Raw genomic sequence first — 13,180 nt, 5'->3', positions numbered from 1 at the left:
CAGCTAAATTATATAAGTCAAAAACGCAAAATAATTGTAGTGCGGGCATCTTGCCCGCGTCTTATATACAAATTAGATGCATTAAAATTTATGATTCTTGGTGTAAATCGATTGTCTCAAATAAAGTTGTCCATTTCTCCTCACCAGCTAAAATTTGCTTAGTCAATGTTGCGCCTCTAGCAAATTCACTGTGGATTATCTTTGCAGTAGAATGGGTGACATTACGAGCAGTATTTTGACATGGTTCTATTGATGTAATTACAGGTAGCCAGTCTCTTGGTAATTGTACCTGATATTGTCTCCCAAAATCTGTAAGTGCGATCGCCTGTTGCCAATCATGATGATGCAAAAGTTGAAAAAAATTAGCCAGTAATTTCTCTATGCTTGGTTCTACTTCTTGGTCAAAAGTACAACAAAAAGCGCAGAGTAACGCCCAGGAGAAACCACCAAGAAAACCCGAAGCATTGCCGTAAATCTTTCTAACTTTAGCCCAGGCGCGTACTGCTCGCAATAACTGCCGAAAGATGTCTAGAGATACATATTTACTAACTATCTCAGTAATTACATCTGCTTCCCAACAACCTGTAATAGCTTTTAAGCTAATTGGGTCAAGGTTTTGCGGATTTTTTCTCGCTAATTGATAGTTTTCTGCTCGTGCATAAAGTAAATCTAAGGATATTCCCTCTAATTTGAGGCGCAGTATCGGTACTCGTGCATCTAATATTAGTTGAGTGTGACACAATCCTTGTAACTGTTGTTGAACACTAATTAGAAACGCTTCCCCAGATAGATAAGTGGGAATTACACACACAGCATCCAAATCGCTATCGGGACTTTGCACCCCAAGACGCGCCGAACCCAATAACTGCAATGATGGTTGAAAACCCAAACATTCTGCACAAGCTTGAGTCACCACTTCTAACACCGTATCGCGCTGTAATTGCTGTGCGGGAGTTAATTCCGGTTCCAGTTCCTTAATTAACTCCCCTAATTCACTTCCCCCCTGTCCCAAATAGACAATATGTCTAACTTCAAAAGGCTCATCACCGCGACGGCTAATTAAGGCGATAGAGTCAACTGTAAAACTAACTGGATACCATTCAGGTAACTCAGCAAACGCTGCTTCCGGACTGGGGAATTGTCCGACGCTGAGGTGGGGTGTAAAACCTGCTTTGGTTTTGCTGCTTTGTTCGTTACATTGGGGAAATAGATTTTCCAGTATTGTCTGTAACTCATGTAATGCGGTTTCTGGCTCGACAACAGGACGCAACCATGCTGTAGAACTTTTACGGTGTGTAAATGTTTGGAAGTCGGCTAAGGTAATTTGAAATGGTTGTAGTTGAGCAAGTACAGGTGCAATAATTTCTACCGCTTCGGCAAAATAAGATTCTGGTAGAAAACCGTAGAGTAAATTAATATGAGCCATCCAACGCTCTACTCTGGCATCATAACGCTGACGGATGGCTTGGATAGCAGGTAAAACATTGTCTGGTGGAATTACAACTACAGCACTTTGATAAACTGGGCGCACTGTACTTAATGCCGAATTTAATGCAGAAACTGGAAAAGACTTGGCAAATTTCAGAACTGCGCGAATCCCAAAATGATCGGATGGATAAATTTTCTCTTCTGTATCTGCTATGGGTTCACAAGCGAACAAGTCAATTGACTGTGGTTGCCAATCTTGGTTTGGACTTCGTAGTAAAATGCGATCGAGTCTAACTGGTATTCCCTTTAAACTCATCAAGGCTGCTAAGGTGTTGTGTTGGGGGTCAAATGTATAACCTGCTGCATCTGGATGTAGTTGTTCCCAAATATCAACACATCCAGCACCGGTTAAGATGTCTTGTTGTTCGTTACCTCGCGTATTGAAATCACCAGCTATTAAGCTATTTCCCGGTAGCTTTTGCAGATATGCAATTATGGTAGCTAGCTGATGCTGGCGTTTTTCTAAAGCATTTTGCGCGTAATCACTGGTTAAATGTACAACTGCAACGTGCAATAATTGACCATTAATTTGACAACTCCCTACCAATACCCGCTTGTGTCCAGAAAATTGATGCTCAACGAGTGTAAAAGGCAGACGGGACAATAATAAATTACCGTAAGGTCGCACTGTTGCGGCTGCGCTGTTATCGGAAATGTAATAATTACGCGCCCAATTTTGTGATAAAAGTAACTCTATTAAAGCTGGCGTTGCTTCTTGGATGGCGATAATATCTGCGTTACATTGACGTAATTGCTCAACAATTGCTGGTAATCTTTTTTCTGTGGCGATTTTCTCTTTTTCGTAGAGGTCGCAAAGCACGTTAAAACTAGCGATCGCCAAATTGTTTAATTTGACATCTGCGATTTTTTGTGTATCTGCTCGCCAACCTTGGATATCGTATTTATAAACTTGTCGCGGAGTAAATACTGCTGTGCTATCTAATACAGTGACAACGTTCTCCCCTAAATTTTCTCTAGTCTCGCTTTTCCAAGCCGCCGCAGGTAATTCTCCAGAGGAAATTAAATCTAAATGCTGTTCTCGATCCCAAACTAGCACATCTTGACAACGGATATAGCGGATGCGATGAAATGGAATATCTCCATCTGTCGTCCATTGTGCGAGAGGTTTTTCGCGGATTCCTGTAGATGAAAGACGTTCTTGATAACCGACTATAAAAGCGCTGCTATCAAGACGTACATCCCAGATAATGCGATGGTAAACTTCGCGACTGGTTGCCATTTTTTTCTTTTCTGGTTTTGACATTTTCAGTTTTTCTGGAGATATGTTGACAATGCAAAATTAAGAAAATGAAACACTGTGTCTTCATTTTCAAATTGCGATCGCGAATCCTCAATATGATGGATACGCGGATATCGATCAATTTTTTCTCTGAATTTTTACCTTGGTGACTGCAATCAAATCATTTCGCGACGAACTGAAACGAATCAGTCAGTTAACATTCGCCGCTTGAACCGAATTTGATTGCAACCAGGGACTACATATACTTTTACCGTAGTTTTTTTCGAGTATTACTTACATAATACATTATATTTCATCTGCAAGGAACTATCTAATTTAAGGAAAAGTAGCTGAGATATCTTGCAAATCAGCCAATTTACCAGTAAAAAGCTCATAGACTCATAAGACAAGTTTAAACGCAAAGTAGCGCGGAGGTAAGCGCAGAGGTACGCAAAGAATGAGCTAAGAATTAATGAGATGTTGTATTTAGTGGGGAATTATTATGTCTTGAGGTGGAGTATTATCAATACATCAGTTAGATGTTGTGGCTGCTAACTTTGAGATACATTCCTCAAAGATATCAGCATAATTACAGTAACTGATACGATGATAGATAATATTAAAGATACAAGAGAAATACTTGAGCAATTTCAGAAATTAGAGTCTAAAGTTGGGCTGAAGAACGAAGCCTGTCGTTCTAAATTTTTTGTGCATCCTCATAATACTTCTAAAGTTTGTTTGTTCTTGCATGGTTTTACAGCCGGGCCATACCAATTTGAACCGATTGGCAAAGCTTTCTTTAACAAAGGATACAATGTTTTAATTCCTTTACAACCAGGTCACGGACTTGCAGGTAATTGGCATCGTCAAAATCCACCGCCATTATCAACGGAGATTGAGACTTATCAAAATTTTGTGCTGGAGTGGTTGCAAATTGCCCAAACTTTAGGTGAACAAGTAATAGTGGGTGGATTATCCACAGGGGGAACTTTAGCGGGTTGGTTAGCGTTAGAACATCCCCAGAAAATCAATCGAGCGCTATTATTTGCACCTTTTTTAGGCAGTCAGAATTTTTTATTTGATGGGTTGATTAAAACTTTGCCAATTTACTTTGAATGGTTTAATAAAGATGCACCAGGGAATTTTGGCTATAAAGGTTTTCGCATTCCTGGTTTGCGGATATTTCTGGAATTAGGACAGGATTTATTAAAACAAGCTGCAAAGACTGTTTCTGCACCGATGTTAATAGTTGGTAGTGAAAGCGATCGCGCTGTGAGTTTATCTAAACAGCAGGACTTATTTAACATGGTACTCCAGCAACAACCAAAATCTTGGTACTACTGTTTCGATGATTCCCTGCAAATAGAACATCGGATGATGACGAAAATCGAAGATAATGACTATGAAGAGTTGGTAATTACCCTGGCTAAAGCTTTTGTTGACAGCGATTTAACTTGGTTGCAGTTTCAACAAATGGCAAAGCGAATTGTGCAGGGTGAAAGTTGCGATCGCATTCAGCAACAATTGCATTTAGATTTGCAAGCTTCGCAACAGCTATCAGCAATGGTGACTCAACGTTTAGGTTGCGAAGATTTCAAGTGTATTAATCCATCTGAGATGTAGGTGACGTAGGCAATTAAAAGACAAATAACAAATGACAAGGGACTTACAAAAAATAAATTACCCATATTTCGTAGTGCGAGCATCTTGCTCGCTGGTGTTCAAAAGCGAGCAAGATGCTCGCACTACAAATTTATTGGGTATTTAAAAAATTGGATGTCCCCAAATGACAAAGCGCAAAGTCTGAGCGCCGGCTTCCGGCGCTCAGAACTTTGTAAGAATGACAGCCTTCTCCAGTATTTTCATGACATCGCCCTACTTACTCATAAATTACCTTGCGATACTTTTTCAATTTGTTGCGTAAAGTAAGTTTCATCATACTTGAGTTGTTGGGCTATTTCTAAACCTTTTTGAAAGGCTGTAATTGCTTGGGGATATTGTTTTTGTTGTAAATAAAGTTGTCCCATTTGGTCGTAAGCTTGCATGACGCCGTAATAGTTGCTAGCTTGAGTTTGGGCGGTAATTAAAATTTGACTGGTTTGCAAAGCATCTTCGACTTGTCCTTGAGAACGGTACAGCGCAATTAACTGCTGTAAAGCTTCCCCCGCATCAAAATATTGTTGCTGTTCCCAAGCTGTGGTGTAAGCTGCTTGATAATTTTTAAAGGCTTCCGGTAATAAAGCTGGGTTTTCCTTGGCTAATGCTTGATAATTTGCCGCGATCGCCATTTTTAATTTTGGTAATTGAGTTGTATTATTATCACTGGTGTAAATTTCTGCCAGTTTACTCAAAATATTGATAGATTCTTGGGGATTTTTTGCCTGTTCGTAAATATAAGCTAGCTGTTGCAAGTATGCTACTTCGTTTAATTTATCGCCTTGGGTAGTCGCCAGAGCTAATAATTCTTGATAAGTGGCTGCGGCTTGGGGATAATCGAACCAACCGAGATGTACTTCCCCGATGCTTTTGAGAGTGTCGATAATGGCGGCGGTATTTTTTTGTTGCTTGACTGCTGTTAATAGGTTATTGTACGCTTCTAAAGCTTGTTTTGGCGATCGCACTTTTTCATAAGCCGCACCAAGCGATCGCAGTAATTCTAAATCAATTAAAGGCTGAGATAAAGTTTGCTGTTGAATTACTTGCAAACGTTGGGTAACATATTGCACCTGTTCGCGATTGTTTTGACTAAAAGCAATTCCTCCCACCCTTGATAATGCTTGCACTTCAGTTAAGGAACCATATAAACGACGTAAGCGTAATTCCCGGTTCCAAGTATCAAAAGCAGCTTTTGTATCTCCCGCTTCTAGTTGCGCCGCAGCTTGTTGATTTAACTGTTCAAGTTGCGGTTCTAGCTGTTGGAGTTGTGCAGGAGTCAACTTTTTGGGATCGCCCAAAGGTGTTAATAATGGATCGGGAAGAATATTTTCTATCGGACTAGGGGGAAACTTATCAGGCGGTTGTGGCTTTTTATTCTGCGCCAAAGTCAACGTACTGCTAAACTGCCAGACTATCGCCGTAGTCAGCATAAAAAGTAAATAACGTAATTGCTGGCGATCGTTCCATTTTCTCATGCGCTAATCTCCCTACCCCATTACCTAAGTTACCAATTTGCAGGACGCATAAAGCAATGGGAATTCTCCCGAAGTAGGGGAAGGGAAGGGAAGGGAGACAAGGGACATCCAATTTTTTAAATACCCAATAAATTTGTAGTGCGAGCATCTTGCTCGCTTTTGAACACCAGCGAGCAAGATGCTCGCACTACGGAATATAGCCCAATGCCCAATGCCCAATGCCCAATGCCCAATGCCCCATGCCCAATGCCCAACGCAAAGCCTTAAAATACTTCAAGAAGAATATTCAGCCATCATTTGATAATTTATAATGACTCACTCTACAGACATTGCTACCTTGGCGCGCTGGATGGCGGCTGATTTTAGCAATCAACAACAAGCCTTTGACAATCCGCCGCTTTATGCTCACATTCGCGTGTGTATGCGTCCCCTACCGTTAGAATTTTTATCGGGGGTGAGTTTGTTTGTGGAACAAGCTTATGATTTTGCGCTACACGATCCTTATCGGCTGCGGGTGTTGAAGTTAATCGACGCAGGCGATCGCATCCACATTGAAAATTACACTGTTAAAGAAGAAACAAATTTTTACGGTGCTGCCCGTAATCTAGAAAAACTAGCAACATTAAAACCAGATGACTTAGAAAAGTTATCCGGCTGTAACATGATTGTTGAATGGACAGGCACCAGCTTTAAAGGTAAAGTTGAACCAGGTAAAGGTTGCATCGTCTTTCGCAAAGGCAATAAAACCTATCTCGACAATGAATTTGAAATCAACGAAGATATCTTTCTTAGCCTCGATCGCGGAAGAGATTTAGAAACCGATGAGCATCTATGGGGATCTGTTGCTGGGCCTTTTCAGTTTTTCCGGCGTCAAAGCTTCGCAGATGAAGTAAAAATCTAAAAAAATTGGGTTAGAAACTGTAAGCTAAATACTGCCCAAATATAGACAAAGCTTACTGATTGTTGACATTTTGAATTAATTCATCAACGTATTCTCTCAGCCGTTCTTGCCAATCAGGGACGGCTTTTAACTTTTCTCTTTGTCCAAATCTACCCTGAAAACAGATTGGTAATTTATCTAACTCTTCTTTAAGAATTTTTTTAGCCTCAATCTTATTATTTTTTGGAAATGGCATTTATACCAATTCAATATGAAGATGCATATAATCTAGCCTGCGTAGGCAGGCTTTGTAATTATAGCCCCACCCTTATAGGGTGAGGGCGTTAATGTGCAGCCTTAGATACAATGTACAAAAGTTTACAGTCAGTAATTTCTCGATAGTTGCTTATTCCTAGTTATTACATATAGTATAAATACTGGAGTTTTAAATGATGCGTAACGGGCATAGCCCAGCGTCACAAGTTTTGATAGGCTATGCCCAATATACAGAAAGTACAGATACGGAAATAGCTGGAACGAGAATACAGCATATTTTAAGTAAATGAGGTACGCGCTTCGGGGCATGGCAGTGCCAGTGCCCCTACAATCACTGACAATCTGCTGTATTTGGCAAATTTACAATAAAATCATAAGTTCATGGTCTTAGATTTACTGAAGTTCTTTCAAGCTACCGATCCCAGCCGCACGTTATTTATTAATAACGAATTGGATGCTAAGTACTACATAGATTTTTCTGAGGTACGGGGCGGTGATATTATTAACAAACTGCAACAGAAAATTACCTTTTTCAAACCAAACGATCCTACCTGTACTTTATTTACTGGGCATATTGGTTGTGGAAAATCGACGGAGTTATTAAGGTTACAGGCGGAACTGGAAAAGCAAAGCTTTCATGTTGTGTATTTTGAGTCTAGCGAAGACTTAGAAATGACTGATGTTGATATTGCTGATGTATTATTAGCGATCGCGCGCCGTGTAAGTCAAAGTCTCGATAAAATTACTCTGGCGGAAACCAGCAAATTTAATGAATTGCTGCAAGGTGCTTGGCGGGTGTTAAACTCCGAGGTTACAGGAGTTAAAGCCAAGTCTCCCCTGGGGGATGTGGGTTACTCGACGGATAAAGAAAAGGTATCTTTATCCTTTGGGATTGGCGAAATTACCACCAAAATCAAAAACGATCCCACATTGCGGGAAAAACTCAATCAATATTTAGGGCCGCAGAAAACCCAATTACTCGAAGCCATTAACCGGGAACTATTAGAACCTGCGATCGCAAAACTCAAGCAACAAGGTAAAAAAGGTTTAGTGGTAATTGTCGATAACCTCGACCGCATCGACAACCGCGTCAAATCTTGGGGTCGTCCGCAACAGGAATATCTATTTGTCGATCAGGGAGAATTTTTAACTAAGTTAAATTGTCACTTAGTTTATACAATGCCCCTATCGCTGAAATTTTCTAATGATTATGGCATGTTAACCCAGCGATTCCCCGAAGACCCGAAAGTTTTGCCAATGGTTCCCGTACTGTGGCCTGATGGTAGCATCCATGAAAAGGGAATGGAATTAATGCAGCAGATGGTCTTAGCCAGAGCCTTTCCTGACCTAGCACCAGCAGAGCGTTTAAGTAATATTACAGAAATATTTGACGATGAAAGTAGCTTAAACCGCTTATGTCAGATGAGTGGCGGTCATGTACGCGACTTGCTGCGACTGCTAAACACCTGGATTATGGAAGAAATGGCGCTTCCCCTATCCCGCGACACCTTAGAACAAGTAATACGTTCTCGCCGCAACGAAATGACAATGCCAATTTCTGATGATGAGTGGCAATTATTACGCCATGTCAAGCAGAGAAAAAGAGTTAGCGACGATCAAGGATATCAAAAACTGATTCGCAGTCGCTTTGTTTTTGAATATCGCGATCGCGGCGAATCTTGGTTTGATGTTAACCCAATTTTGACCGAAGCCAGAGAATTGGCGTAAGAAACAGGGCAACAATTGTAGAGACGCGATGAATCGCGTCTCTAACAAATGCCCCATGCCCAATGCCCCATGCCCAATGCCCAATAACAAATGACAAATGACAAACAACGATCGCTCTTTACAACAACTAGCTTGGGCTATACAAGCTTCTGTTGGGCAGTTTAAACTGATTTTGGCAAAGTGTAATTATGTGCAACAGCGCGATCGCTTAATTGCCAAATTACAAGAAATCTCTCCTGTCCAAATTAGCGTTTTAGCTCTCAAACCATCCCAAAAAACGCTTTACACCGCAATTCGGGAGGAATTTGGGGATAATATCCCAGCTTTAACGATTGTGGGGTTAGATAAATTGCACGATTTACCCCAAATGTTGATTGCGGCGAATCAGGTGCGGGAAGAATTTCGCAAAAGTTTTCCCTTCCCGATTGTGATGTGGATTAACGATGAAATTCACCAGCAATTGATGCAAATCGCGCCAGATTTAGAGAGTTGGACAACTACGAAAAATTTTGCGATCGCTGTTGATGATTTAACTCAGTTTCTCCAAAATACAGCAGCGCAATTATTTGCTAATGTTTTAAATATCAATTTACAAAATATCACAGAAATTCAATCTGCTTGGCAAGAATTACAAAATCAGGGACAAGATTTAGCACCAGAGTTAAAAGCTAACTGTGATTTTGTCTTGGGATTGGTTGAATATATTCATAAAAATCTTGATGGTGCGATTGAGTATTACCATCAAAGTTTAGTTTATTGGCAGACTGTTAATAATTATGAATATCAAGGAAAGATACTTGCGCAAATTACCATTTGCTATTATGAAAAAGCGAGAGCAGACGAAAGAAATCGCCCGATAAATCGCCCGCAGGCTAGAAGCCTGGGGCTAACAGCACAAAGCCTGCCTTCGCAGGCTGGAGATATTGAGGCTGCAAAGGCAGCTTTCGTTGATGTAGCCGCACCCTTTAGGGTGTCGGCGGTTAATCGGGAGACAATTACCAATTATCTCCAACAAGCTATAACCGCATTTCAAACCGCCCAACGCCCGGATTTAATTGCCAATTCCCTTGAGCAATTCGGGATTATCCTCAGCTATTTAGAAGATTGGCAAAAACTCAAAACCCTAGCCCAACAAGCTTTAACTGTCCATGAAGCGGAGAATAATCCTTTAAGAATATCCCAGGATTATGGTTTTTTAGCAGAAACAGAATTAGCACAAAATAACTGGCAACAAGCACAAGAATTTGCACAAACAGCATTAAAATTGGTTGCCACCACTCATCAGCCCGTACCGCCGGAATTATCTCAGTTAAATATCATTGCTCATCGGCAGAAATTATTATTAATTATCGCCCAAGCTCAAGAAAATTTAGCACAACAGCCAGCAGCAATTAATTATTTAGAACTAGCTAGAGAATTAAGTATCGCAGACAACGACCCCCAGATTTATTTGATTATTCTTGATAAATTAAAAAGCTTATATTTTAAACAAAAGCAATATCTCCAAGCATTTGATGCCAAACTAGAAGCACGTTCTATTGAGCAGCAATTTGGTTTGCGGGCGTTTATTGGTGCAGGGAGATTACAAGCGACAAAACAGTTAGATACCCAAGTTTTAACAGCAGTACTAGCAGATAATCAAGGTAATATTGCCCCAGAAATCGCCGCATCTGGTCGTCAATTGGATGTAGAACGGTTAATAGAACGCATCGGTCGCTCAGATTATAAATTAATCGTGATTTATGGGCAATCGGGTGTGGGTAAAAGTTCTTTAGTTAATGCGGGATTAGTCCCAGCTTTGAAACAAAAAGCCATTGGTGTGCAAGATAATTTAGTTGTTGCTATTCGCGTGTATACCAATTGGGTAGAAGAGTTGGGGCGGGAGTTGTTGGAGGGCGAGGGGGACAGGGGAGACAAGGGGGACAAGGGGGACAAGGGGGACAAGGGGGACAAGGGGGACAAGGGGGACAAGGGGGAGTTCAGAGGTGACAGTTTGAGTTTAGAACGTGACAATTCTAGTTCCGAACACGATACTCCGAGTTCAGAAGGCGACAATTCTAGTTCCGAACACGATACTCCGAGTTCAGAACATAATAATTCGAGTTCAGAAGGTGACAATTTCACCTTTTTACTCGATACTTCGAGTTCCGAACAAGACACGGCGAGTTCAGAACAGAACAATTCCAGTTCAGAAGGTGACAATTCCACCTTTTTACTCAACACTCCCAGAGCAAAACCTCAACCCTCCCATTCCTCCTTGTCTCCCTTGTCTCCCTTGTCTCCCTTGTCCCCCTCACCTCCCGCTCTTCTCACTCAATTGCGAGAAAATGAACAACGCAACCTGCGAACTGTACTAATTTTTGACCAATTTGAAGAATTTTTCTTCGTTTACCCAGAACCAAAACAAAGACGGCAGTTTTTTGAGTTCCTGGGAGAATGTCTTAACATCCTCTCTGTCAAAGTGATTTTGTCATTGCGGATAGATTACTTGCATTATTTACTGGAATGTAATCGCCTTGAGAGTCTGAAGATTATTGGCAATGATATTCTCAGCAATAATGTGCTTTATGAGTTGGGGAATTTTTCGCCTAGTGATACTAAAGCAATTATTCAGCGTTTAACTCAGAATACTAGCTTTTATTTAGAACCTGAGTTAATTGACCAACTAGTTCAAGATTTAGCCGGAGAACTGGGAGAAGTGCGCCCAATTGAGTTGCAGGTGGTAGGGGCGCAACTGCAAACTGAGAATATTACAACTTTGGCGAAGTATCAAGAATTAGGGGGTAACGCTAAAGAAGAATTAGTGAAGCGACACTTAGCAGAAGTGGTTAATGACTGCGGTGCAGAAAATCAACAAGCGGCGGAATTGTTGCTGTATTTGCTGACTGATGACAAAGGGACTCGCCCCCTGAAGACTCGCGCTGAAATAGAAAGGGATTTACAAGCATTAGTGGCAGATGTCGCCGCAGATCGCCATAAATTAAATTTAATATTAGAGATTTTTGTTAAATCTGGCTTAGTTGTTTTATTACCAGAAAAACCAGCAGACCGTTATCAATTGGTGCATGATTATTTAGCCGCCTTTATCCGCCAGCAACAGGAACCGAAGTTAAAGCAGGTGATGGCGGAACTGGAAGAGGAAAGAAAACAAAGAAAAATTAGCGAAGCCAAACTTAATAAGTTACTTAAACGCGCCTTGATGGGTTCAGTAGCAGCTGGATTGGTATTGGCTGGGTTAGCAGTTACCGCCTGGGATGCAGCACGTAGGGTAGAAGAGCAAAAAAAACAAGCCGATGTTAATGAAATCAACGCCATTACTAATTCTAGCGAAGCACTTTTTCTCTCTGAGTTGAACTTTGATTCCCTGATAGAAGGCTTAAAAGCAGCAGAAAAACTCAAAAATGCCGAATTAGCAACCCCAAGCACTCGAATGCAGACAATTGCAACATTAAGACAGGCAGTATATTTACAACCAGACGAAAATAAATTCAGGGAACGTAATACTGTAGAAGGTCATAGCGGTTATGTCTTAAGTGTGAGTTTCAGTCCCGACGGCAAGACCATTGCCTCTGCCAGTGGTGACAGCACAGTCAAACTCTGGGACATCTCTGGCAAACCACTCAAAACTCTCAAAGGGCATAGCGGTTATGTCAATAGTGTGAGTTTCAGTCCCGACGGCAAGACCATTGCCACAGCAAGTTCTGACAGCACAGTCAAACTCTGGGACATCTCTGGCAAACCACTCAAAACTCTCAAAGGGCATAGCGGTTATGTCTTAAGTGTGAGTTTCAGTCCCGACGGCAAGACCATTGCCACAGCAAGTTCTGACAATACAGTCAAACTCTGGGACATCTCTGGCAAACCACTCAAAACTCTCAAAGGGCATAGCGGTTCTGTCAATAGTGTGAGTTTCAGTCCCGACGGCAAGACCATTGCCTCTGCCAGTGATGACAGCACAGTCAAACTTTGGGACATCTCTGGCAAACCACTCAAAACTCTCAAAGGGCATAGCGGTTATGTCTTAAGTGTGAGTTTCAGTCCCGACGGCAAGACCATTGCCACAGCAAGTTCTGACAGCACAGTCAAACTCTGGGACATCTCTGGCAAACCACTCCAAACTCTCAAAGGGCATAGCGGTTCTGTCTATAGTGTGAGTTTCAGTCCCGACGGCAAGACCATTGCCTCTGCCAGTGATGACAGCACAGTCAAACTTTGGGACATCTCTGGCAAACCACTCCAAACTCTCAAAGGGCATAGCGGTTCTGTCTATAGTGTGAGTTTCAGTCCCGACGGCAAGACCATTGCCACAGCAAGTTCTGACAGCACAGTCAAACTTTGGGACATCTCTGGCAAACCACTCAAAACTCTCAAAGGGCATAGCGGTTCTGTCTATAGTGTGAGTTTCAGTCCCGACGGCAAGACCATTGCCACAGCAAG

The 13,180-nt window shown here is 41.5% G+C and carries 8 protein-coding genes; 4 read left to right on the top strand and 4 right to left on the bottom strand.

Annotated features, from left to right (window positions below):
• Positions 1–88: 88 nt before the first annotated feature.
• The gene (locus AACW45_RS09535; RefSeq protein ID WP_242045504.1) at positions 89–2,728 is read right to left on the bottom strand and encodes a poly(A) polymerase; all 2,640 of its coding nucleotides are present in this window, start codon (positions 2,726–2,728) and stop codon (positions 89–91) included.
• 606 nt (positions 2,729–3,334) lie between these two features.
• Here AACW45_RS09535 and AACW45_RS09530 point away from each other — a divergent pair.
• Complete coding sequence (locus AACW45_RS09530; RefSeq protein WP_190632760.1) at positions 3,335–4,351, top strand: alpha/beta hydrolase; 1,017 nt, start codon at positions 3,335–3,337, stop codon at positions 4,349–4,351.
• Positions 4,352–4,611: 260 nt separating this feature from the next.
• On the opposite strand, the gene AACW45_RS09525 is transcribed toward AACW45_RS09530, so the two are convergent.
• Positions 4,612–5,859, bottom strand: a complete 1,248-nt coding sequence (locus AACW45_RS09525; RefSeq protein WP_190632759.1) for a tetratricopeptide repeat protein — start codon at positions 5,857–5,859, stop codon at positions 4,612–4,614.
• Positions 5,783–6,007 carry a hypothetical protein gene (locus AACW45_RS09520; protein ID WP_190632758.1) on the bottom strand — a complete coding sequence of 75 codons (225 nt, stop codon included), beginning with the start codon at positions 6,005–6,007 and terminating at the stop codon, positions 5,783–5,785. The genes AACW45_RS09525 and AACW45_RS09520 overlap by 77 nt, the downstream gene beginning before the upstream one ends.
• 162 nt (positions 6,008–6,169) lie before the next feature.
• Here AACW45_RS09520 and AACW45_RS09515 point away from each other — a divergent pair, with 162 nt between their 5' ends.
• The gene (locus AACW45_RS09515) at positions 6,170–6,760 is read left to right on the top strand and encodes a chromophore lyase CpcT/CpeT (protein ID WP_190547266.1); all 591 of its coding nucleotides are present in this window, start codon (positions 6,170–6,172) and stop codon (positions 6,758–6,760) included.
• 52 nt (positions 6,761–6,812) lie between these two features.
• On the opposite strand, the gene AACW45_RS09510 is transcribed toward AACW45_RS09515, so the two are convergent.
• Positions 6,813–6,995, bottom strand: coding sequence for a hypothetical protein (locus tag AACW45_RS09510; protein ID WP_096646815.1), 183 nt, complete (start codon positions 6,993–6,995; stop codon positions 6,813–6,815).
• Positions 6,996–7,396: 401 nt separating this feature from the next.
• Between AACW45_RS09510 and AACW45_RS09505 the strand changes: the two genes are divergently transcribed.
• Both AACW45_RS09505 and AACW45_RS09500 read left to right on the top strand, forming a co-directional pair.
• On the top strand, positions 7,397–8,743 hold the full coding sequence (locus tag AACW45_RS09505; protein WP_190632757.1) for a P-loop NTPase fold protein: 1,347 nt from the start codon (positions 7,397–7,399) through the stop codon (positions 8,741–8,743).
• A 97-nt stretch (positions 8,744–8,840) separates the two neighbouring features.
• Positions 8,841–13,180 (top strand): nSTAND1 domain-containing NTPase (locus tag AACW45_RS09500; RefSeq protein WP_190632756.1); only part of this gene is annotated, 4,340 nt, incomplete at its 3' end.

This window comes from Calothrix sp. FACHB-168, assembly GCF_963889195.1.
Lineage (GTDB): Bacteria > Cyanobacteriota > Cyanobacteriia > Cyanobacteriales > Nostocaceae > Aulosira > Aulosira anomala_A.
Note: the sequence above shows the minus strand (reverse complement) of the source record. Positions and strands in the feature narration are given on the sequence as shown.

What these genes read in the sequence shown, in the direction of transcription:
- AACW45_RS09535 (WP_242045504.1), bottom strand. Translation starts at nt 2,728, where the DNA reads ATGGCAACCAGTCGCGAAGTTTACCATCGCATTATCTGGGATGTACGT.
- AACW45_RS09530 (WP_190632760.1), top strand. Translation starts at nt 3,335, where the DNA reads ATGATAGATAATATTAAAGATACAAGAGAAATACTTGAGCAATTTCAG.
- AACW45_RS09505 (WP_190632757.1), top strand. Translation starts at nt 7,397, where the DNA reads ATGGTCTTAGATTTACTGAAGTTCTTTCAAGCTACCGATCCCAGCCGC.
- AACW45_RS09525 (WP_190632759.1), bottom strand. Translation starts at nt 5,859, where the DNA reads ATGAGAAAATGGAACGATCGCCAGCAATTACGTTATTTACTTTTTATG.
- AACW45_RS09515 (WP_190547266.1), top strand. Translation starts at nt 6,170, where the DNA reads ATGACTCACTCTACAGACATTGCTACCTTGGCGCGCTGGATGGCGGCT.
- AACW45_RS09520 (WP_190632758.1), bottom strand. Translation starts at nt 6,007, where the DNA reads ATGCTCGCACTACAAATTTATTGGGTATTTAAAAAATTGGATGTCCCT.
- AACW45_RS09510 (WP_096646815.1), bottom strand. Translation starts at nt 6,995, where the DNA reads ATGCCATTTCCAAAAAATAATAAGATTGAGGCTAAAAAAATTCTTAAA.